General features: G+C 60.7%; 19 protein-coding genes and 1 pseudogene. 3 read left to right on the top strand and 17 right to left on the bottom strand.

The window, feature by feature from the left end:
- Window positions 1-235, top strand: a pseudogene (locus ACF8RA_RS01370) (D-serine dehydratase); the annotation flags it as partial.
- Window positions 236-277: 42 nt separating this feature from the next.
- Here ACF8RA_RS01370 and ACF8RA_RS01365 read toward each other — a convergent pair.
- From ACF8RA_RS01365 to pedF, 17 genes are all read right to left on the bottom strand, one after another.
- Window positions 278-892, bottom strand: a complete 615-nt coding sequence (locus ACF8RA_RS01365) for a hypothetical protein (RefSeq protein ID WP_021783997.1) — start codon at window positions 890-892, stop codon at window positions 278-280.
- A gap of 526 nt (window positions 893-1,418) precedes the next feature.
- Window positions 1,419-3,089: a NahK/ErcS family hybrid sensor histidine kinase/response regulator gene (locus ACF8RA_RS01360; protein ID WP_392487569.1), complete on the bottom strand. Its 1,671-nt coding sequence runs from the start codon at window positions 3,087-3,089 to the stop codon at window positions 1,419-1,421.
- Window positions 3,073-4,236 (bottom strand): alcohol dehydrogenase-like regulatory protein ErcA, encoded by a 1,164-nt coding sequence (gene ercA, locus ACF8RA_RS01355; protein ID WP_021783999.1) that lies wholly within the window; start codon window positions 4,234-4,236, stop codon window positions 3,073-3,075. Before ercA ends, ACF8RA_RS01360 begins: the two co-directional genes overlap by 17 nt.
- A gap of 89 nt (window positions 4,237-4,325) precedes the next feature.
- A complete protein-coding gene (pqqD, locus tag ACF8RA_RS01350) occupies window positions 4,326-4,598 on the bottom strand; it encodes a pyrroloquinoline quinone biosynthesis peptide chaperone PqqD (RefSeq protein WP_019751154.1) in 273 nt (90 codons plus the stop codon).
- A 51-nt stretch (window positions 4,599-4,649) separates the two neighbouring features.
- Complete coding sequence (gene pqqA / locus ACF8RA_RS01345) at window positions 4,650-4,721, bottom strand: pyrroloquinoline quinone precursor peptide PqqA (RefSeq protein ID WP_003243383.1); 72 nt, start codon at window positions 4,719-4,721, stop codon at window positions 4,650-4,652.
- Between the two features lie 230 nt (window positions 4,722-4,951).
- Entirely contained in the window at window positions 4,952-6,472 is a 1,521-nt protein-coding gene (locus ACF8RA_RS01340) for an aldehyde dehydrogenase family protein (protein WP_003254088.1), read from the bottom strand.
- Window positions 6,473-6,788: 316 nt separating this feature from the next.
- Window positions 6,789-8,576, bottom strand: a complete 1,788-nt coding sequence (gene pedH / locus ACF8RA_RS01335) for a PQQ-dependent alcohol dehydrogenase PedH (protein WP_392487568.1) — start codon at window positions 8,574-8,576, stop codon at window positions 6,789-6,791.
- A gap of 163 nt (window positions 8,577-8,739) precedes the next feature.
- A complete protein-coding gene (locus tag ACF8RA_RS01330; RefSeq protein ID WP_392487567.1) occupies window positions 8,740-9,957 on the bottom strand; it encodes an MFS transporter in 1,218 nt (405 codons plus the stop codon).
- 42 nt (window positions 9,958-9,999) lie between these two features.
- Window positions 10,000-10,386: an ectoine synthase gene (locus tag ACF8RA_RS01325; RefSeq protein ID WP_176684102.1), complete on the bottom strand. Its 387-nt coding sequence runs from the start codon at window positions 10,384-10,386 to the stop codon at window positions 10,000-10,002.
- A 36-nt stretch (window positions 10,387-10,422) separates the two neighbouring features.
- Window positions 10,423-11,595, bottom strand: coding sequence for a hypothetical protein (locus tag ACF8RA_RS01320; RefSeq protein ID WP_392487566.1), 1,173 nt, complete (start codon window positions 11,593-11,595; stop codon window positions 10,423-10,425).
- On the bottom strand, window positions 11,588-12,622 hold the full coding sequence (locus ACF8RA_RS01315; RefSeq protein ID WP_176684104.1) for a class I SAM-dependent methyltransferase: 1,035 nt from the start codon (window positions 12,620-12,622) through the stop codon (window positions 11,588-11,590). Before ACF8RA_RS01315 ends, ACF8RA_RS01320 begins: the two co-directional genes overlap by 8 nt.
- 15 nt (window positions 12,623-12,637) lie before the next feature.
- Complete coding sequence (locus ACF8RA_RS01310) at window positions 12,638-13,072, bottom strand: hypothetical protein (protein ID WP_392518699.1); 435 nt, start codon at window positions 13,070-13,072, stop codon at window positions 12,638-12,640.
- Window positions 13,073-13,086: 14 nt separating this feature from the next.
- Complete coding sequence (locus tag ACF8RA_RS01305; protein ID WP_392487564.1) at window positions 13,087-14,178, bottom strand: AMP-binding protein; 1,092 nt, start codon at window positions 14,176-14,178, stop codon at window positions 13,087-13,089.
- An 809-nt stretch (window positions 14,179-14,987) separates the two neighbouring features.
- Window positions 14,988-15,926, bottom strand: a complete 939-nt coding sequence (locus ACF8RA_RS01300) for a quinoprotein relay system zinc metallohydrolase 1 (protein WP_392487563.1) — start codon at window positions 15,924-15,926, stop codon at window positions 14,988-14,990.
- A 38-nt stretch (window positions 15,927-15,964) separates the two neighbouring features.
- On the bottom strand, window positions 15,965-16,726 hold the full coding sequence (locus ACF8RA_RS01295) for a quinoprotein dehydrogenase-associated SoxYZ-like carrier (RefSeq protein WP_392461248.1): 762 nt from the start codon (window positions 16,724-16,726) through the stop codon (window positions 15,965-15,967).
- 8 nt (window positions 16,727-16,734) lie between these two features.
- Window positions 16,735-17,610 (bottom strand): ABC transporter substrate-binding protein, encoded by an 876-nt coding sequence (locus ACF8RA_RS01290; protein WP_209966622.1) that lies wholly within the window; start codon window positions 17,608-17,610, stop codon window positions 16,735-16,737.
- A 5-nt stretch (window positions 17,611-17,615) separates the two neighbouring features.
- The gene (gene pedF / locus ACF8RA_RS01285; protein WP_176684107.1) at window positions 17,616-18,077 is read right to left on the bottom strand and encodes a cytochrome c-550 PedF; all 462 of its coding nucleotides are present in this window, start codon (window positions 18,075-18,077) and stop codon (window positions 17,616-17,618) included.
- 254 nt (window positions 18,078-18,331) lie between these two features.
- On the opposite strand from pedF, the gene exaA reads away from it, so the two are divergent.
- On the top strand, window positions 18,332-20,227 hold the full coding sequence (gene exaA, locus ACF8RA_RS01280) for a quinoprotein ethanol dehydrogenase (protein ID WP_392487561.1): 1,896 nt from the start codon (window positions 18,332-18,334) through the stop codon (window positions 20,225-20,227).
- A gap of 66 nt (window positions 20,228-20,293) precedes the next feature.
- Entirely contained in the window at window positions 20,294-20,953 is a 660-nt protein-coding gene (locus tag ACF8RA_RS01275) for a pentapeptide repeat-containing protein (RefSeq protein WP_392487560.1), read from the top strand.
- Window positions 20,954-21,076: the final 123 nt, after the last annotated feature.

The raw sequence follows: 21,076 nt of genomic DNA, 5'->3' as shown, positions 1-21,076 counted from the left end.
GAGTGATCCGCACGGTGAGCAGGACAAGGTCAAACTGGAGCCCTCTGCCCTGGCCGGCGTACCGGGTATGCTACGGGTGCTGCAAGCCGACGAGTACCTGGCCCGCCAACGCTTCACCCCAGCCCGGCTGCAACAGGCCACCCACCTCGTCTGGGGAACGGGGGGCAGCATGGTGCCGGAAGATGAGTTCAACGCCTATCTGGCCAAAGGGCGCAGCGAGCAGGCAAACGTGTAACCGAAGCGCCGGTTCGCAACGCCGTTGCAGTGCCTCAGGCCATCAGCAAGGAATGCCCGCCAGCGGCCACACAGGTGCTGGCGTCGCTTTGACCATATTGCGTTTTCGCGCCCACTGGGTCAGTGCGGCCATCAGGGCAAAGCCAAGCAGGATCATCACCGGATAGGCCAACAGCAACTCGGTCAACGAATACTTCCAGGCCAGTGGCCGACCGACGCCCAGCATCGCTGCATATAACCAGGAAACACCTGACAGTGCACCAGAAAACAGCGCAAACATCCGCACGCCTATATTCAGGTCAAGCAAAGAACCGGCCTTGAGCAAGGCAGGCAATACATAACGATGCAACAACATGCCATTAAAGGTCAGGAGCAAGACAATAATGACTTTTGCGTGAAGTTTGGGATTGGCGAAATAACTCATGCCCTTTTCAAGGTAATCGATACCAATGACCGCGGCACCGGTAAGCCACAAGAATATCAAGGCATTGGCAACGGACGCCTGCAATCGCGCCATGTGCTTACCGTCATGGCTGGCCTGTTGATGCCCCTTCAACAAGTCCCTGACCATCTCGGCATCGCTGGTAAATACCAGGCCGATGGCGATACAACAGGCCAGTAAATGAACATAAATGACCGACAACCGCACCAGTTCCATGGATTCTTTCTGCCCGAACAGGCTAATAATTGTATTAAACTCCACGTCGAATTCTCCACGTAATGCATCAGCGCTAGATGGCCTTGCAACAAGCACGCGTGCGACTTGATCGCACCGGGAAGACCAAATTCATATCGTTAATTGAAACAGCGAATGGTTACTCAATTGCACACAGTGGCTCAACCGTTGAGCCTCGGTTGGGCATGGCGTTACTCCATCGTCAGAGGTAAAAAAGCCCCGTGTGCATCCCTGCGATTCAGATCAAGTTGAACGTCCATTACGTTCTGGGGAGAGGTGCGAAGTGCGCTGTTTGAAGAACACACTTGCTGGCAAATATGAGCGACCCACTGGCAAATCGTTCATTTCTTGAGCAAAAGCACCGACCAGCGGTATTTAAAGCCGTATTAGTTAGTTTACTAACTTCTTGCAAGCTGACCGGATGGTAAGTTTTAAAGACCCGTGGATCCAAACTCCGCGACAGGCCATTTAAGTGCTCTATTTCGCTGAGTGGTGAACGACTACCCAGTCAATGCACCAGAAGCAACTGGCTCAATACCGCCCGCAGTTTCCCGGGTTTCACAGGTTTGTTCAGTAGCGGCGCCCCTAGCTTCTGCAAGCCACGCCGGCACTGATCGCTGCGGTCTGCGGTAATGATCACTGCCGGTATGGCAGTCGCAAAATGCTCACGCAGGTTCCTCACCACCTCGCAACCCACCACGCCATGGTCCAGGTGGTAGTCGGCCAGGATCAGTTCCGGGGCTCGCCCCTGCAACGCCAGCAAGGCGCCCTCCTGGTCGGTAGCCGTAACCACTTCGCACCCCCACTGCCCCAACAGCGCGCCCATGCTCTCGAGTATGCTCACTTCGTTGTCCAGCACCAGCAGGCGGCGGCCCGGTAGCGGATTACCGGCGCTGGGCAGCGGCACAGCCTGATGAACAGCCAGCGGCACTTCTTTGCCAAGAGGTACCTCGATGCTGAACACCGAGCCACGCCCCGGCCACGAGCGCACTTCGATCCGGTAACCGAGAATCTTGGCGATCCGTTCAACGATGGCCAGCCCCAGGCCGACACCCTTGCGATCGGCAGCGCGGCCAACGTCCAGTTGGTTGAACTCGAGAAAAATGGCCTGCAGCCGATCCTGCGCGATGCCTCGCCCGGTATCCCACACCTCCAGCCGCAGCTGGCCGCCGCGGCGCCTCGCCCCGAGCAGGATCCGCCCCTCGTCGGTGTACCGGCAAGCGTTGCTGAGGAAGTTGCGCAGAATGCGCGTCAGCAGCCGCAAGTCAGTGCTGATGGCGTAATCGGCTATGCGTGCACGCAGCTTCAGGCCTGCAGCATCGGCCACCGAGCTGAACTCCGAGACCAGCGGCGCGAACACCTCGTCCAGGCGGTACACAGCCACGTCCGGCCTGACGGCCGCCTGGTCGAGCCGGGAAATGTCCAGCAGGTCGGTCAGCAGGTCTTCCGCGCCCTCCAGGGCCTGGTGGGTACGCTCCACCAGCACATGCTCGGCCTCTGGTAATGGCCGCTCGCGCAAGGTCGAGATCAGCAAGCGCGCGGCGTTCAACGGCTGCAGCAGGTCATGGCTGGCGGCAGCGAGGTATTTGTCCTTGCTGCGGTTGGCGGCTTCGGCGGCATCACGCGCCTCCAGCAATTCATCGGTACGCGCAGCGACCCGTTGCTCCAGTTCGTCATTGAGCTGTTGCAGGCGTTGCTGGGCCAGCTTGCGTTCGGTGATGTCGGCAACGAACCCCTCCACCAGCCCTTCATGGCCGGGTTTTAGCAGCAGGTTCATCAGCACATCGAGATGGCTGCCGTCCTTGCGCCGCAAACGGGTTTCGTAGCCGTGCAGGCTGTGCTCACGGGCGAGCACCGCCGTGATCGCCTGCAACTCCTCGGCACCGCCATCAAACAGGTTGGCGGCCAGGTCCGTCAGGGAAAAAAGCACCGCTTGCGGGTCGTCGTAGCCAAGCATGCGGGCCAGCGCCGGGTTGGCGGCACGCATGCCGTCCTGAAGGCTGGCCTGGAAAATCCCGTGCACGGCGTTTTCGAACAGCCATTTGTAACGGTTGCGCTCGGCTTCCAGTTCGTCCAGGCGGGCAGACAGCTCCGGGTAATGGCTTTTGCGCGCCGAGTGGTCACCCAGCCCCAGCAGCCCGGCCAGCGCCCGCTGCTGCTCGTCAGAGGGCCTCGCCATAGACCACCTCGACATCACGCTGGCTCGACGCACGGGGGTTGGTGAGGATGCACGGATCGTCCATTGCGTGTTGCGACAGGAACGGGATATCGGACGTGCGCACCCCGTGCAGGCCCAAGGTTTCATGGAAGCCAATGGCATGCTTCAGGGCAGTCAAGTGCTCCACCAGGCGCCCACAGATCTGCCGTTGATTGAGACCACGGCAGTCGATCCCGAACACCTCGGCGATCACCTTGAAACGCTCCGGCGCCGAGCTGTAGTTGAACGCCACCACGTGTTCCACCAGCACCGCGTTACACAAGCCATGGGGCAAGTCGAGGAAACCGCCCAGGCTGTGCGACATGGCGTGCACGGCGCCCAGGATCGCATTGGAGAACGCCAGCCCCGCCTGCATGCTGCCGAGCATGATCTTCTCGCGCAGCGCAATATCGGTGGGGTTGGCGATCATCTCCACCAGGTTGCCATTGATCAGGCGCATGGCTTCCAGCGCATGGGGATCGGTCAGCGGCCCGTGGCCGGTAGACACGAAGGCCTCGATGGCATGCACCAACGCATCGATGCCGGTGCAGGCCGACAGGAATGGGTCCATGCTCAGGGTGGTCTGCGGGTCGATCAGCGACACGTCCGGCACCACCGCCTTGCTGACGATGGAGAACTTCATGCGTTCCTGCTGGTTGGAAATGATCACGAACTGCGACACGTCCGCCGAGGTGCCGGCGGTGGTCGGGATCAGGATCAGCGGCGGGCTGGGCACGCGGATCATGTCCACGCCTTCGAATTCGAGGATGCTGCGCCCATGGGCAACCACGATACCGATGGCCTTGCCGCAATCCATCGGGCTGCCGCCACCGACGGCGACGATCACGTCACAGTGGTTCTGCCGATAGATTTCGGCGCCGAGCATCACCTCCTCGACCCGCGGGTTGGGTGACACCGCTGTGTACAGGCAATAGTCGATGCCTTGGGCCTGCAGGCTGGCCTCCACATCCGCCACCCAGCCGGCGGCGATCACGCCAGGGTCGCTGACCACCAGTACCTTGCGCGCACCGAAGGTTTTGGCGTAATTGGCCACGTTGTGCCGGCAGCCGGCACCAAAGATGATTTCAGGCGATACGAACTTGCGAAGGGGGCTGAAACTCTGGCTCATCGGTAAGCCTGTTCTTATTGTTCTGGAAGATAAACGCCAGCGTAAAGCATCCCACCACGAAAGCAACCAGACCAAAGCGGGGCTACCGGTCATTCTATCCAGGATTTGGCGCGGGCCACCTCCAGAAACGCCAGTACGTCCTCTTCGAGCCCCGGTACATCGGGGAAGCGTTGTGCCAGGCGGTCGATGACCGTTGCCACGGTACTGTGGCCGTCCAGCAGCGCCAAGACCCAGCCGGCACTGGCATTGAGCTCGATGATGCCCCCGGCGTACAACAGCACGTGGCAAGCCTTCTGTGGCTCCCAGCCCAGGCGCAAGCCTCGCCCCAAGGCAAGGGCTTGCTGGCGATCAATCAGGTTCACAGGCACATGCTCCAGGAGGATCCGGCCACCATGGCGATGGCCGGGCCGTCATCAACGGTTGGCGAAATACATCGTCACTTCGAAGCCAATGCGCAGGTCGGTGTAGGCGGGTTTAGTCCACATAGGGCAAGTCCTCTTCTTGTGCCGGAGGATTCCGGTAGATGCATTAATGCACGGGGGCGCACTGGACCGAATGCTACTTTGGAACGAGCTTGCGGGGTGCGTTGGTACGGGTAGGCCATGCATGTGCCGGCCCTTTTGCGGGCTCGCCCGCACCCACAGGTTCTTCACCGGTTCTGGAACCAACGGTGAACCTGTGGGCGCGGGCGAGCCCGCGAAGGCCGCGACGCGGTCTAGAAGAAGCCCAGCGGATTGATGTCGTAACTCACCAGCAGGTTCTTGGTCTGCTGATAGTGGTCGAGCATCATCTTGTGGGTCTCGCGGCCAACACCGGACTTCTTGTACCCCCCGAACGCCGCATGCGCCGGGTACAGGTGGTAGCAGTTGGTCCACACTCGCCCGGCCTTGATCCCGCGGCCCATGCGGTAGGCACGGTTGATGTCGCGGGTCCACAGGCCGGCGCCCAGGCCGAATTCACTGTCGTTGGCGATCGCCAGCGCTTCGGCTTCGTCCTTGAAGGTGGTCACGCCCACCACCGGCCCGAAGATTTCTTCCTGGAACACGCGCATCTTGTTGTTGCCCTTGAGCAGGGTTGGCTGAATGTAGTAACCGCTGGCCAGGTCACCCTGCAGCCGCTCGGCACCACCGCCGGTGAGCAGCTGCGCACCCTCCTCCCGGGCAATTTCCAGGTACGAAAGGATCTTGTCGTACTGTTGCTCGGACGCCTGGGCACCCACCATGGTTTCGGTATCCAGCGGGTTGCCGCGGGTGATCTTGGCGATCTTCTTCATCACCTCGGCCATGAACGGTTCGTAGATCGACTCCTGGATCAGCGCCCGTGACGGGCAGGTGCACACCTCGCCCTGGTTGAAGAACGCCAGCACCAGGCCTTCGGCAGCCTTCTCGATGAACGCCGGCTCGGCCTGCATGATGTCTTCGAAGAAAATGTTCGGCGACTTGCCACCCAGTTCGACGGTGGACGGGATGATGTTCTCGGCCGCGCACTTCATGATGTGCGAGCCCACCGGGGTGGACCCGGTGAAAGCGATCTTGGCAATGCGCTTGCTGGTGGCCAGCGCCTCGCCGGCCTCACGGCCAAAGCCCTGGACGATGTTCAGTACGCCTGCCGGCAACAGGTCGGCGATCAGTTCGGCAAAGACGGTAATCGACAGGGGCGTCTGCTCTGCGGGCTTGAGCACCACGCAGTTGCCAGCGGCCAAGGCCGGGGCAAGCTTCCAGGCGGCCATCAGCAGCGGGAAGTTCCACGGGATGATCTGCCCCACCACACCCAGCGGCTCGTGGATGTGATAAGCCACGGTGCCTTCGTTGATCTCGCCTACGCCACCCTCCTGGGCGCGGATGCAACCGGCAAAATAGCGGAAGTGGTCCGCTGCCAGCGGCACGTCGGCATTCAAGGTTTCGCGTATGGCCTTGCCGTTGTCCCAGCTTTCGGTAACCGCCAGCACTTCCAGGTTCTGTTCGATGCGGTCGGCAATTTTCAGCAGTACCCGCGCACGGTCTTGCACCGAGGTCTTGCCCCAGGCTTCGGCGGCGGCATGCGCGGCGTCCAGGGCGCGCTCGACGTCCTGGGCCGTGGAACGCGGGAATTCGGCAATCGGCTGGCCATTGACCGGCGAGCTGTTGGTGAAGTACTGGCCAGCCAACGGCTGCACGAACTCGCCACCGATGAAGTTGCCATAACGGGGTTTGAAGGATACGACGGCGCCTGGAGTTCCGGGTTGTGCGTAGATCATGCTGAGCCTCTGCGGGTCGGTGCCTGTCCCACGACAGGCGATGCACCGATGGTAACAAGCCCGCGTGCCGGGCGAATGCATCGTTGGCAGCGGGGCTCTCGTCATTTGGTAGTAGGCTCTGTACGAAAAGTCTTGAGACGCAGGTCAGGCAAGGCGAAAACAGCCGAGGAACGGCCGGGGTCGCGCCCGACTGTACTGAAGTACATGAGCACTCCGAGGCGGTTTTCAACGCAGCATGAACAAGTATCAAGGCTTTTCGTCAGAGCCTAGGGCCGCTTGCTACCGATCAGCGGCAGCAAGCGGCAGTAGGCAGGCGTTAGGGCTTGGTGCTCGCGGTTTGCTGCAACTGCTTGGGCAACTTGAAGGTCCAGAGCATGCCGCCCTGGTTGAAGTCCTTGACCCGTTTGGCCACTTCGCCACCCCACAGCGGCACCGCACCGCCCCAGCCGGAGACCACCGAAACGTACTGCTCGCCGTCCATTTCCCAGGTGATGGGCGAGCCCAGCACGCCTGACCCGGTCTGGAATTCCCAGACCTTGTCGCCGGTCTTGGCATTGAATGCCTGCAGGAAGCCCTCTGGCGTGCCCGTGAACACCAGGTTGCCCTTGGTGGTCAGCACACCGCCCCACAGCGGCGCGTAGTTCTTGTGGCGCCACACTTCCTTGCCGCTGACCGGGTCGATGGCGCGCAGCACGCCGATGTAGTCTTCATTGAGCGGCTTGATGGTGAAGCCGGCACCGAGGAACGCCGCACCTTTCTTGTAGGCGATGCCTTCGTTCCAGATGTCCATGCCCCACTCGTTGGACGGCACGTAGAACAGCCCTGTGTCCTTGTTGTAGGCCATCGGCATCCAGTTCTTGGCGCCGAGGAAGGCCGGGGCGACGAACACCGAGCTGCCCTTGGCCTCGCTGCCGGGTGCGCCCGGGCGGCTGGCGTCGTTGTAGATCGGCCGGCCGTCCTTGTCCAGGCCCGTGGCCCAGGTGATCTTGTCAACGAACGGGAAGCCGCGGATGAACTTGCCGTTGGTGCGATCGAGCACGTAGAAGAAACCGTTGCGGTCAGCCGTGGCGGCAGCCTTGACCTCCTTGCCGCCGTCCTTGTAGTTGAACGAGATCAACTCGTTGACGCCGTCGAAGTCCCAGCCGTCATGCGGCGTGCTCTGGAAGTGCCACTTGATGGTGCCGTCGTCCGGGTTCAGCGCCAGGCGTGAGGAAGAGTACAGGTTGTCACCGGGGCGAAGGTGCGAATTCCACGGCGCCGGGTTGCCGGTACCGAACAGGATCAGGTTGGTTTCCGGGTCGTAGTAACCGCCCAGCCAAGGCGCTGCGCCGCCGGTCTTCCACAGGTCGCCAGGCCAGGTCTTGCCCGCCTCACCGCCGGAAATGCCGTTCTCGATCGCCTTGCCGTCCTTGTACACATAGCCCATGTGCCCTTCCACGGTGGGACGCATCCACAGCAGTTCGCCGTTCTCCGGGTTGTACGCCTGGATCTTGCCCACCACGCCGAACTCGCCGCCGGCAACGCCTGTGATCAGCTTGCCATTGACGATCATCGGCGCGGCACTGATGGAGTAGCCTTCTTTGTGGTCGGCAACCTTCTTGCTCCAGACCACCTTGCCGGTGTCCTTGTTCAGGGCCACCAGCTTGGCGTCCAGCGTGCCGAAGAACACCAGGTTGCCGTACAGTGCGACGCCGCGGTTGATCACGTCGCAGCAGGGGCGGATGTCATCCGGCAGACGTGCATCGTATTGCCACAGTTTCTTGCCAGTGCGGGCGTCCACGGCGAACACCCGCGAGTAGGAGCCGGTCAGGTACATCACCCCGTCCTTGATCAGCGGCTGGGCCTGCTGGCCGCGCTGCTTCTCCCCGCCGAAGGAGAACGCCCAGACCGGGCGCAGCTCCTTGACATTATTGACGTTGAGCAGGTCCAGCGGGCTGTAGCGCTGGCCCTGCACGCCCAGGCCATTGGTCACGATCTGCTGCGGGTTCTTCGGGTCCTGGAGGATGTCTTCATTGCTGACAGCGGCGTGAGCCGCGCCGGCAAGCAGCATGGCGCTGAGCACCAGGCTCACGGCGAACAAGGGGCGACGTGGGGATCGGGTCATGACGGCTACCTTTGGTTTTTTTGTTGTGCCCGGGAAAATTTCCCGGTGTGTCGGGAATTCTTGGTCCCGACCCGATTGCCAACAATTGCCCGCAGTGCGGAGTTTTCTAGTTCCTTGGTAGGGGTTGGGTTTGCCCGTCCTGTTCAACCAGAAACTGCTTGAGTCAATCTGCCCTGCCTTGGATAACTGCTCCCCCAGGCAAACGCCGTACGCCGCCAAACCACCACACAACTCCCGCTCCAATCACGGTAGTCAGCACTGCAAGCAGCAAGATAACCCCTTGCGCCCCCACCGGCGCCGCCAGTATTCCCACCAGCAAGCCCGCCAACGGTTGCGACAAGTTGTTGAGCAATGTGACCACTCCCACCGTCTTGCCAAAGTCCTGGGTCGGAATTACCCGCTGCCGAACATTGCGCATATAGACATTGAACATCTTGTCGAAACCGACAATCAGCAAAAACCCCAGCACATACCCTGCAAAGTTCGGACTCAAGGCACTGATGAAAGCGCCGGCGGCAATCATCAAGTAGCCCACGCCACCCATTACCCGTAACGGCAGCACCACCCGGGCGAGAAAGAACAGGATCACGATAGTAGTTACTGCGGCAGCCGCCTGCAGCCATGCGTAGGTGTCCTTGCCAGCGCCATGCTCGCCGAGCACCATGGCCGCCGAGGTTGCTAAGGTGACCCCGACGATCAGGTTGACGCCGACGGCCAAGGTGATGATCTTCTTCAGTTCGGCCTGTTCGCCAATATGCCTGAAGGCGATACGCACGGGTTGGAACCAGATATCACGATGCTGCTCGTACACCGGCAGGGTGACCTGGCTGGCGCGCTGCCATGCCCGCATGCTCAGGTCGGCCAGCAGGAACAGTCCAGCAGTCCATAGCACTACCCAGTGCCATGCCATAAACTCCAGCAGCGCAGCTGCCACCAGTGGCCCGAGTACCAGGCCCGTCTGGTCAGCGATCTGAGAATAGGCGAGGGTCTTGGTGTAGTTGTAGTGCTGGAAGATATGCGGCATCACCACCTCGCGGGCCATGATGCCCTGAGTGGTCAGCCCCCCACACAGCGCCGACAGTACCACCAGCCAGGCAAGACCGCCGAACAGGGCATGAAGTCCCATCGCCAACAAGCACAGCAATGCCCGGTAAACTTGGCTAATGTGCAGGATCTTGATGGGTGAGAACTTGTCGCACAGTGCGCCGCATACCGGGAAGGCGAGAAAACGCGGCAGCGACTCGACAAAGAACGCCAGCCCTGCCCAAGCGACGCTGTTGGTGGCCTGGAACACTACCAGCGGCACGATGAACAACAGGATCTGGTCTGCCAGGCGCGAAAGAAACAGCGAAATGAAAAAGGCCAGGTAATCCTTGCGCATGCTGAACTCCTGTAAGAAGCAAGAAAGAGACCTTGCCAAACCTCAATAGGCCGAACCCAAACGGTCGTTGAGGTTGTGTTTCTCGTCACCACGCAACGGTGGGTTGAACACACTGACCAGGATCAAGTCCTGCTCCTTGCCGCCGCGTAGGTAGTGCCGATCATGCTGGTCGAGTACATACACATCACCGGGACGTATCGGGTAGACATTCCCCTGCATGTCCTCGACCTCGCCTTCCCCGGCTATGCAGTAGCACGCCTCCAAATGGTTCCGATAGTGCAACAGCGATTCAGTGCCGGCACGAACCACCGTGTGGCAGAGGGTAAATCCCATGGCATCACGTTCGGTGAGTAGACGATGGCTAGTGCCGGCGCCCCACTCCACGTAGTAGGCGGTTTTCTCCACGTCGGACCTGCTGCGGATGAACATGTGAACCTCTCTGGGTATAAGGAATTGAATGAAGAGTCATGCTTGGTCATGACTACCATTGCGCAAGGTCGCTTCGCCGCAAGCCAGCATCGCGTCGCTCCAGGCCAGATCGCGATGCGCGGCGATGGCCTGGATGTCACACCAATGGCGCTGGAGTGGATGCCCTGCCGCCAACGAAGAGGCACCGAGCCGTCCTACCAGACGTTGCACCGCTTGCACGCACTGCCTCGCCAAATAGGCACGGTCGCGGCGTAACCGCAGCAGTTGACAGGTACTCAGGGCTTGATCGTGAATGCCTGCTTCATGCAACCGCGATATCAACGAGTCATAGAGAAGGCCAGCGCTGTGCAATTGTGCGGCCGAGTGAGCGACCTGCTCGGCAATCCTTGGGTCGCTGGCCAGCGAGTCAGTGAGCGCCGAGACGAACGCATCATGTGCCCCCTCCGCGCAGCCAAACAACGGACCGATGATCGAAGTAGCCAGAAAGGGCGCCAATGGCAAACGGTCGATGTAATCGATCTCCGGTTTGAATGGGCGTTGGGCGAAGATTTCATGCAAGGCGAAAACCCGCTCGTGTGGCACCAGCAACTGGTGAGCCTGAACGTCGTGAGAGCCAGTTGCGGCCATGCCGCAACTGTCCCAGCTGTCGATTCGCTCAATATCCTGCGCGGCGACCAGTACGAGAAAACGTGGAGTGTGCCAGGCAGCCGGGTGGTTCTGACAAGGTGCATTGAGCATCAACCACGTCGCGTCTTCGATCCCTGAGCTGAACCGCCAGCGCCCGTTCACCCTTATGCCGCACGCCTCGTAGCTGAGCTGGCTGTTGGCGCTGGTGGACGCCGAGGCGAACAGCTGCCGGGGGCCGTCAGCGTACATTTGATCCTGGCATGCCGGGGGTAAACGTCGAGCGATGCTGCTGTGCCCACCCACCAAGGCCATCACCCAGCCGGTGGAGGCGCAGGCCCTTGCGGCAATGCGTGCGCTCTCCACCACTGTTGGCCAATGTGAGCTGCGGGTTGCAGGCGCTCGAGGCGACAACAGATCCAGCCACTCACCGGTGAACAGTTCGTTGAATGTATCGCGGCTCAAACGACGGTCTTTCTGCGCTGCTCCCGCTCGCTCGCGCCACCTTGACAGGTGTTGCAGTGCCCGTTGGCAGGGCGCGGGTTGGGCGGCGCGATGCAATACCTGTTGAACGTTTTCAGACATTGGCCGGCACCTCGACTTGGTTACCATGGAGCACCACCGAACCCAGTCGCGAACCTTCAAAGCAGAAGCCCGGTGGTTGCACAACCGGGCCTAGCAGCTTGAGGAATCGTTCAATCCGCTGTTCGTCGTCCGAGGCCACAAACTCGCAGAAATTACTGCTGCTCCACAGCAGGTGGACGTGCTTGAAGCGAGCCGACAGGGCGCCTACCAGTTCTTCCATGGTGACCTGACCGTTTTGCATCTGCACGAGCATCTGCTGGCGTTTCCAACGGATTTCTTCCACTTTGAAGTAGCGGATCTTGAATACTTCGTCCTTTATCTTCTCTCGTCGCAGATACTCTTCTGAATCGGGGTGGTTGAGCTTTTCGAGGAAAAATGCCAGCCCGCTGGGCTTCAGAAAACGCTTGATGTGGGCGATTTGTTGCGCGCGGTTACGGTTATAGAACTGGAATGCGGCCATTTCGTATATGAAATCGAATCCCTGGCTGAACGCTTTATATTCCGGCTTTTGCAGCAGCTTCGTGTTCATTTTGAAGAATGAGTGCGGGTAGAAGTGTGATAAGGCTGGGTCGGCATACTGCTCGAAGGCTATCTGGTTGGCACGGTTGGGCGACGAGGTGAGGCTATGGATCAGGCCTTGGGATTGGCCAGCCAAAGCACGACCATTACTACCATCGAAGGCGTCCACCTCGAATATGCTGTAGCGCTGGCCGGCCCTGGGCGGGTAGGCCGAGACCAGTCGGGACAGCGTCACGCCAATCCTGGAGAGTTCCTCAAGGACGTACGGTACGCTAGCTAGAAAATGCGAAAACAGTGGGCCCGCCCCCGCAAGCAGGCGGTCGTGGTACTCGAGTACCTGAGGGTCGTCGATCTGTGACTTGAGGTGGCTGTCCAGAGACTGCGACGGAACTTGGCTCGCGCCAGTCGCCAGGCTGTGAAAATGCTCGGCCAGTTTCAACATGGCGCTTTGATGGAGGTCGTGGTCAAGACTGGCGTCGTCCAACGATTGCTGCGGAAAAGCGTTCATGTGTCTCTCCTGCTGTCAGATCAGCCCTCTGGCGCTGAATTTGCCTGAATCGGTTTTTGGCAAGGCCTCAAGGAACACGTAATAAGCCGGCACCATGTGCCAGTCCAATTGGGCTATGCAGTGATCACGCAGGGATTGCTCAATGGTCTGTATATGGTCAGTTTCGAGCACAACATAGGCCTTCGGTACGTGCCCGGCCGATTCGTCTGCGACCGGCACCACTAATACCTCGGCAACCGCCGGGTGTGACGCCAAACATTGTTCAATTTCCCGCGGGTTGACCTTCCAGATATTGCGGGAAAACACGTCATCCTTGCGTGCCACGTAGTAGAGATAGCCTTGGGCGTCTCGCTTGAACAGGTCACCTGTGCGAAACAGGCGCGGGTGGCCGAATGCATTGTGTAGGAAGGCCATGGCATTGGCCTCGGGCATGTTCCAATACTCGAGCATCAGGTAGTCGCTGGTTACCAGCAGTTCGCCGACCTCCCCAGGCTGGTCAATGGCCCGCCCTCGCTCGTCCACCAAGTACAAGAGACGCCGGGCAGAGGTTTGCCCACCGAGGCTGGGCGCTGATCGAGCTCCTCAGGAGGCAGGTAACTGACACGTTTGCATTCCGTGAGCCCGTAGTTGGAAAAGATCCGTACCCGAGGCAAAGCTTGCCGAATCTTCTGGATATGACGGGTGTAGAGAGCCTGGCCACTGCTGGATATATAACGCAGGCTGGGCACCCGAGCGTCCCAATGCGGGCCGGTATTGGCCAACAGGAAAAATAATGGAGGAAACACATGCACGGCGGTTACCTCCTCCCGTTCAACCACTGCGAGTATGTCCTCGGCAGTAGTGGCCGGCTGGCTTTCAATCACGCTGGTGGCGCCGATTACCAGCGGCATCATCACGTTGTAGACACCATAATCGGAGGCCAGAGTCGAATAACTGAGGACGCGATCATCTGGGGTGTTCTGCTGGTAGGCGGTGACTTGGCGTGAGGCAGCCAACATGATTCGGTGGTTGACCAGCACGCCCTTCGGATTGAAGGACGATCCGGATGTATAGAATATCGACGTAGACCTTTCGGGGTCTTCAATCAATGGCGGATGCCTCGTAGCAGCCTTTTGCGAAGGTCTGGAGAGGGCATCGGACATTTGAATGACCTGAGGCGGGAGCACAGCGCTCGGGGTCGTGAGCAGCACCCATTCAAGCCCAACGGCCTTGATAAGGCCCGGAAGGTCGTCGGTGCAGTCAGTGATCAGCAACCGAGCGCCTGAATGCTTGAGTTGATGAATCAGCCTGGCACGGCTCAGGGTATGATGGATAGCAGCAGTAACTGCTCCGGCTTGCAGAATGCCCAGATAAGCAGCTACCAGTTGTACGGAAATTGCCGAGTACAGACCCACACGATCGCCTGGAGCAATTCCCAGGGTTGGCAGGATAGATGCGATATCATCCGCTTGTTGTTGCAACACTCGATAGGAAGTTGCTACACCGTCTAAAACGATTGCTGACTTGCTTGGGTATGCATTGGCATTGTCCGCAATGACTTTATGAAACAAAGGCATGGCTCGATATCCTCTCAATCCCTTGCTCGGGTGCTAACGGCGCTTTCTTGCGCTCACAAAAATATAAGTACCTTACAGCTGCAGGCAGAAACTCGAAGGTCGTCGATTTCAGTAAGTTGGCCGTGCGGGTTATCTAAAAATCAATAGCAACTGACATACTCTGTCTTACCGATTTTGGAAAGCGGCACCACTCACTCTGATGATTTCCTTCAAAAGGTGTGCATAGCCTGCAAACAGGTTCAGAATATTTATGCACTCAAGACTTCAGACAGACAGAGAGGAACAGAGACAACCACTACAAATAGTTACAGAGGTATGACAACGAAAAAACATAAAAACACCACTTATATTTGCTTGACACCCACACCACCAACAAAAACCAAACATATCGACAAGCAAAATCCTCCACCACAAAAGTTATCACGTCAAGGCGACTCTAAATAAAGTCAGGTCATTTTTGTCACTATTCAGTGACATTGTTCGCACACCAGGAATTTGAAATATTTTGTTATCAGAAGTATCTGACAGATATTTGGAAGATCCAAGAAAGTTACCCCACCCGTTTGCAACGAGCAGCGTTTAAACGTGGCATGAACGCCCGCCCGAACAATACCTTTACCAGGCCACTGGGAGTCGCGAACTTCTCCGCACCTCTCCAACCTGTAGTGGACAATATGCTACTCGAGAGTGTTCCATGAGCAGCATTCCACCGACCCGACTCGGCTCTCAAGCCACGTGGATCATGGCTGCTGCACGACAGCGCGCCGCCTCGGTGACGGGCGTACTCCATAGAGCAGCGCGTTCCGCCATCAGATTGGGGGCCTGGTATCGATGCGCCGGAGTTGCTGACGCTCATACCGGGGGTACAGGTGGCTGACACTGCGGATCAGCTCATAACGCGTCAGGCTGATCCCGGCAAACCGTTCGGGAATGGGGCTGCGGATCATCTCGGCCATGTCGTCACCGCGCGCCGCGCCATCACGCATCAGGCCATCGAGCCAGCCCAGGTAGTCACGCATCTGCACGAACGGCTGCGCATCACTGGCCACCGGGCCATGCCCGGGTACCAGCTGTTTCCAGGGCAGTGCCTGCAGGGTATCCAGGTCCTTGAGCCACACGTCCAGCCCCGGGCTGTTGGGCGTGGTCAGGGCGCGTTGGTAGAACACCAGGTCGCCGGCGAACAGCACCCCGGTCTTTTCATCGAAAATCGCCAGGTCGGCACCCGTATGCCCGCCCAGCCCCAGCAACCTCAGTCGGTGCCCACCCACCTCATGCACGCCTGGCTGCAGCACCCGGGTCGGCAGCACCACCTCGGTACCGCGCATCCAGTCGCCGACCAGGCGATACATGTTCTCGGCCATGGCATCGCCTTGCTGGCGCAGCAGGTCGCGGGTGCCGGCCAGGGCACCGATCGGCACATCGGCAAAGGCCTGGTTGCCCAGCACATGGTCAGGATGATGATGGGTCAGCAGCACCTCCACTACCGGCTTGTCGGTGAGGGTGGCAATTACCTTGCGCAATGCCTCGCCATAGCCCTTCGACGGCCCGCTGTCGATCACCACCACACCGCTGTCGGTGACGATGAACGCGGTGTTGACCACATTGCCGCCATTGGCCTTGGCGAAATTGTCGGTGCTGCCTTCCAGCAACCAGGTGCCCTCGGCGATCTGCCGGGGTGTGAGCCGGTACGCCAGATCAGCCTGGGCCGGCAGCCCCAGGCACAACAGCAACAACAGGATCCAACGCATGATGGTGCCTCGGGTCAGGGTGAAATCAGACAACGCGCTCAGGGCAGCGCCGCCTCGAACTGGTTGCCGCTGTTGTCCCGCAACAGCAGCCGTGTTGGCCCGGGGCCCTGAATGTCAAAGCCCAGGTTGGGGTTTTCGCTGACCGCCGGATACAGCTCCAGGCTGGCCAGGCGCTGGCCATCTGCACCTTGCAACTCGGCATGGTTGAGAAAGAATTCAGGAATGCCGCTGACCAGGCCGTTATCCATCGGGTGGGCCACCTGCAGGCGCAGGCGGCTGCTATCACCACGCGGGTAGCGCCCGCCCAGCACCTCACCGAGGTGCTCCTCCCAGCCGGGCTGGGTGCGCACCGCGCTGGGTGCGGTACAACCGCCGCCGGCAGCATCGATCAGGGTCGAACCGACGTGCCACAGGCCATCGCGTGTCAGTACGGCGGCGCGCAACGGTGTGGCCTGTTCGATGCGGATGCGGATCGACAACCAGGGCAACACGCGCTCACCGGGCTGAAAGTCGACGATGCGCGGCAGAGGGTTCAGCTCTGCCCAGGCGATAATCCGCACCACCTCGCCCGTGAACGCCCGGGCGTCGATCTCCAGCGGTACCTGCCGTGCATCCTCGGCAAAGGGCGGCGCCAGAAGCTTCACACGGTCATCGAACACGAACGCCGCCTGCCCCAGCAACTGCTTGTGGTAGAAGTCCCACATCACGGAAGGCACCGGGTCTGTGGGGGTGCCTTGTGTCGCAGCCTGGGCGGCCCAGGGCATCCAGCAGGCCAGCAGGAAAGTTGCTCGCCAGTTCATGGCCACTCCTATTGATACATCTCCGGGACCTCGTAACGCAGGCCGTATGCGGCATACATCGCCTTGAGCCGGCCATCGCGAATCATCGCCTCCATGGCCTCCTCCACGGCATAGGCCAGCTGCCGGTTGCTCTCATGCACGGCCATGCCGATTTCCCAAGCCTGTTTACCGAGGTTCGGGTAGGCGTTTTCTGCCAAGGCCAGTTGCGCATCGGCGGCCTGGTGCAGCTGCCAGTCAACCTCGCCGCGCATCGCCATCACTGCGTCCACCTGGCCGGACTGCATCGCAGCAAATGCCTGTTGCACGCTGGGGTAATGGTGGGTCCTGGCGCTAAGCATGCCGTTGAACACCGACGTCAGGTAAAACGACGGCACGCTGTCCACCTCGACCCCGACAGGATGCTGCTGGAATACCGCGACACTGGCCACCGACGGCAGGCGACGGCGATCGTAGGCCACCTGCCAACGCTCCTCCTGATAGGGGCCGAACATCACCACCTGGGCGTTTTCCAGCTCACCCAGCTCGTTGCGCCGCTGCGCGTAGGCGCGATCGTAAGGCACCCGCATCATCAGGTCGGCCAATTGCTGATGACGCAGCGGGCTGCCGCGCCAGATGTAGTCGCGCAGGTCATCGTCGAGCTTTTCTCCGGGTGGCGCCCAGATTAACTGCAGGCGTACCCCCAAGGCCGTGGCCAGGGCCTGCGCCAGTTCCACATCGACACCACGCGGCTGGCCGTGGTCCTGGAAGCTGTAGGGGGCGAAATCCTTGTACACCGCCACCTTGAGCTCGCCGGCAGCGATGATCGCGTCGTAGTTGCGCACCTGCGCCTGGGCCGCCGCGCAACACAGCAGCAGGCCACTCAACAACACCGCCCACAGACGCATGGCCGTCACTCCTCGACGTGCACGCTGTCCAGGTAGGTGCGCACCGCCCACAGGGCTTCCTGACTGAGGTAATCGGCCATCTTCGGCATGTACACGCGGCCGTCGCGAACCGCGCCGTGGCGTACCCGCTCGACGAACCATTCATCGCCAGCATCACCTGCATCGAGCATGCGCAAGTCAGGGGCGATACCACCAGACTTGGCCTCCAGGCCATGGCAGGCGGCGCAGTTCTGGTTGTAGGCCGAGGCGCCGATTTCCACCGCCTTGTCGTGCTCGGGTGAGCTGCGGTAAGGGTTGACCGCCGCCCAGCCGTCGTCGTCCAGGGTCACACCAGCGTCCTTGATCGGGGTCAGGCCCTTGGTCTCCACTGCCTGGGGCACCACGTTGCCATGGGCCCAGGCTGTACCGGTCAGCACGGCTGCGGCCAGCACTCCAGCAGCAAGCAACACATTGCATTTTGTTGTCATTGTTATGCCCTCACCATTGCACACAAAGCCTCAACCACAGAGGCCGTGCCGCCATCTTAGAAACACCCCGCGGGCGACCGAATGCTGCTTTGGTGTCCGGGCCTTAATCCCTTGGTAGTAGGGCTTGTGGCGAAGGGCCAATTGAGGTGCCGTGCGGGAACTTTTCCCGGCAAGGGCGGGACTTTTTCCGTATCCCGCGATAGCCGCTGCGCCCCACCCTGTGCAGGCCAAAACCTCCACTGGGAACTGCAACCATGACAATAAGATCGCTACCCGCCCTTTCCCCGCTGGCCCTGAGCGTGCGCGTCCTGCTGATGGCCGGTAGCCTGGCCCTGGGCAATGTGGCAACAGCGGCCAGCACACCCGCTGCACCTGCCGGCAAGAACGTCACCTGGGAAGACATCGCCAATGACCACCTGACCACCCGGGACGTGCTGCAGTACGGCATGGGGACCAATGCCCAGCGCTGGAGCCCGCTGGCCCAGGTCAATGACAAGAACGTGTTCAAGCTGACCCCGGCCTGGTCCTACTCCTTCGGCGACGAAAAGCAGCGCGGCCAGGAATCCCAGGCCATCGTCAGCGATGGCGTGGTCTACGTCACCGGCTCGTACTCGCGGGTATTCGCCCTCGATGCCAAGACCGGCAAACGCCTGTGGACCTACAGTCACCGCCTGCCCGACAACATTCGCCCCTGCTGCGACGTGGTCAACCGCGGCGCGGCGATTTACGGCGACAAGATCTACTTCGGCACCCTCGACGCGCGGGTCGTCGCCCTCGACAAGCGCACCGGCAAAGTGGTGTGGAACAAGAAATTCGGCGACCACAGCGCCGGCTACACCATGACCGGTGCGCCAGTGCTGATCAAGGACAAGACCAGCGGCAAGGTGCTGCTGATCCACGGCAGCTCCGGCGATGAATTCGGCGTGGTCGGACAGTTGTTCGCACGCGACCCGGACACCGGCGAAGAAGTGTGGATGCGGCCCTTCGTCGAAGGCCACATGGGCCGCCTGAACGGTAAGGACAGCACCCCGACCGGTGACGTCAAGGCGCCTTCCTGGCCAGACGACCCTACCACCGAAACCGGCAAGGTCGAAGCCTGGAGCCACGGCGGCGGTGCCCCTTGGCAAAGCGCCAGCTTCGACCCCGAAACGAACACCATCATTGTTGGCGCTGGCAACCCCGGGCCGTGGAATACCTGGGCGCGCACGTCGAAGGACGGCAACCCGCATGACTTCGACAGCCTGTACACCTCCGGCCAGGTCGGTGTCGACCCGAGTACCGGCGAAGTCAAGTGGTTCTATCAGCACACCCCCAACGATGCCTGGGACTTCTCCGGCAACAACGAGTTGGTGCTGTTCGACTACAAAGGCAAGGACGGCAAGGTGGTCAAGGCCACCGGCCACGCCGACCGCAACGGCTTCTTCTATGTGGTCGACCGCAACAACGGCAAGCTGCAGAACGCCTTCCCCTTCGTCGACAACATCACCTGGGCCAGTCATATCGACCTGAAGACCGGCCGCCCGGTGGAAAACCCCGGCCAACGCCCGGCCAAGCCGCTGCCGGGTGAAACCAAGGGCAAGCCGGTGGAAGTCTCGCCACCGTTCCTGGGCGGCAAGAACTGGAACCCCATGGCCTACAGCCAGGACACCGGGCTGTTCTACATCCCCGGCAACCAGTGGAAAGAGGAGTACTGGACCGAGGAAGTGAACTACAAGAAGGGCTCGGCTTATCTGGGCATGGGCTTCCGTATCAAGCGCATGTACGACGACCACGTCGGCACGTTGCGCGCCATGGACCCGACCACCGGCAAGCTGGTCTGGGAACACAAGGAACACCTGCCGTTATGGGCCGGTGTACTGGCGACCAAGGGCAACCTGGTGTTCACCGGCACGGGCGATGGTTTCTTCAAGGCCTTCGACGCCAAGACGGGCAAAGAGCTGTGGAAGTTCCAGACCGGCAGCGGCATTGTCTCGCCGCCCATCACCTGGGAACAGGACGGCGAGCAGTACATCGGCGTGACCGTCGGCTACGGCGGTGCGGTACCGCTGTGGGGTGGCGACATGGCCGAGCTGACCAAACCGGTGGCTCAGGGGGGCTCGTTCTGGGTGTTCAAGATCCCGAGCTGGGACAACAAGACTGCACAGCGTTGACCTGCAGCGGGGAGCGGCTTGCGCCCCTCCCCGCTTCTGCCCTTCTCCTGCCCAGAGGCTTTCGCCATGAATTACCTGCCCTTTACCTTGCTGCTGGCGCTATCCCCCGCCCTGGCAGTGAACGCCGACGACGCCGGCAACGATGCCCCCTTGACCATCAACGGCTGCGTGATTGCCGAAGCCAGCCAGTGCCCGGGGGCCAACCTGCGCGGCGCCAACCTGGCCAACCAGGACCTGCGCAAGATGAACCTGGCCGGTGCCGACCTGCGCGATGCCGACCTGCGCCATGCCCAGCTGGACCTGGCAAATCTGGAAAAAGCCCGCCTGCAAGGTGCCAACCTGACCCGCGCCAGCTTGCAACAAAGCAATCTGCGCCTGGCCGACCTGAGCAACAGCAAGCTGGTGGCCATTCAGGGCTGGGGCTTGTTCGCCCAGGGCGCACAATTTGAAAAGGCGGACCTGCGCGCAGCCTATCTGCAGTTCGCCAGGCTGTCCGGGGCAAAGCTGCAGCAGGCCAACTTGCAGGCGGCGGACCTGGAGATGGCCTGGTTGAGCAAGGCTGACCTGCAAGAGGCCAACCTGGGCGATGCCAATCTGCAGGAGGCCAAGTTTGGCCAGAGCAACCTGGCACGCGCCGATTTGCGCGGGGCGCGGCAGCATTACGGGAATTTTCAGGAGGCCAACATGGATGGGTGCAAGGGGTGCCCTGAGACCTGGGACAAATGAGGGGCCTGTAGGCGCGGGTTTACCCACGAAAGGGCCGGGCCTGCTGGCCAATTTCCACCTGCCGTTCACTGTTGCGGGCGCTACCGTATTCGCGGGTAAACCCGCTCCTACACACAGATCGGT

Origin of the sequence: Pseudomonas sp. FYR_5 (assembly GCF_043106315.1) — a bacterium.
GTDB lineage: Bacteria > Pseudomonadota > Gammaproteobacteria > Pseudomonadales > Pseudomonadaceae > Aquipseudomonas > Aquipseudomonas putida_Y.
Note: the sequence above shows the minus strand (reverse complement) of the source record. Positions and strands in the feature narration are given on the sequence as shown.

Excerpts from the sequence above, each read along its gene's own strand:
- ACF8RA_RS01340 (WP_003254088.1), bottom strand. The coding sequence starts at position 6,472 with ATGATCTACGCACAACCCGGAACTCCAGGCGCCGTCGTATCCTTCAAA.
- ACF8RA_RS01275 (WP_392487560.1), top strand. The coding sequence starts at position 20,294 with ATGAATTACCTGCCCTTTACCTTGCTGCTGGCGCTATCCCCCGCCCTG.
- ACF8RA_RS01325 (WP_176684102.1), bottom strand. The coding sequence starts at position 10,386 with ATGTTCATCCGCAGCAGGTCCGACGTGGAGAAAACCGCCTACTACGTG.
- ercA (WP_021783999.1), bottom strand. The coding sequence starts at position 4,236 with ATGAGCCAGAGTTTCAGCCCCCTTCGCAAGTTCGTATCGCCTGAAATC.
- ACF8RA_RS01305 (WP_392487564.1), bottom strand. The coding sequence starts at position 14,178 with ATGCCTTTGTTTCATAAAGTCATTGCGGACAATGCCAATGCATACCCA.
- ACF8RA_RS01315 (WP_176684104.1), bottom strand. The coding sequence starts at position 12,622 with ATGAACGCTTTTCCGCAGCAATCGTTGGACGACGCCAGTCTTGACCAC.
- ACF8RA_RS01290 (WP_209966622.1), bottom strand. The coding sequence starts at position 17,610 with ATGCGTCTGTGGGCGGTGTTGTTGAGTGGCCTGCTGCTGTGTTGCGCG.
- ACF8RA_RS01300 (WP_392487563.1), bottom strand. The coding sequence starts at position 15,926 with ATGCGTTGGATCCTGTTGTTGCTGTTGTGCCTGGGGCTGCCGGCCCAG.
- exaA (WP_392487561.1), top strand. The coding sequence starts at position 18,332 with ATGACAATAAGATCGCTACCCGCCCTTTCCCCGCTGGCCCTGAGCGTG.
- ACF8RA_RS01295 (WP_392461248.1), bottom strand. The coding sequence starts at position 16,726 with ATGAACTGGCGAGCAACTTTCCTGCTGGCCTGCTGGATGCCCTGGGCC.
- ACF8RA_RS01310 (WP_392518699.1), bottom strand. The coding sequence starts at position 13,072 with ATGCTCGAGTATTGGAACATGCCCGAGGCCAATGCCATGGCCTTCCTA.
- ACF8RA_RS01365 (WP_021783997.1), bottom strand. The coding sequence starts at position 892 with ATGGAACTGGTGCGGTTGTCGGTCATTTATGTTCATTTACTGGCCTGT.
- ACF8RA_RS01360 (WP_392487569.1), bottom strand. The coding sequence starts at position 3,089 with ATGGCGAGGCCCTCTGACGAGCAGCAGCGGGCGCTGGCCGGGCTGCTG.
- pedF (WP_176684107.1), bottom strand. The coding sequence starts at position 18,077 with ATGACAACAAAATGCAATGTGTTGCTTGCTGCTGGAGTGCTGGCCGCA.
- ACF8RA_RS01330 (WP_392487567.1), bottom strand. The coding sequence starts at position 9,957 with ATGCGCAAGGATTACCTGGCCTTTTTCATTTCGCTGTTTCTTTCGCGC.
- ACF8RA_RS01320 (WP_392487566.1), bottom strand. The coding sequence starts at position 11,595 with ATGTCTGAAAACGTTCAACAGGTATTGCATCGCGCCGCCCAACCCGCG.
- pedH (WP_392487568.1), bottom strand. The coding sequence starts at position 8,576 with ATGACCCGATCCCCACGTCGCCCCTTGTTCGCCGTGAGCCTGGTGCTC.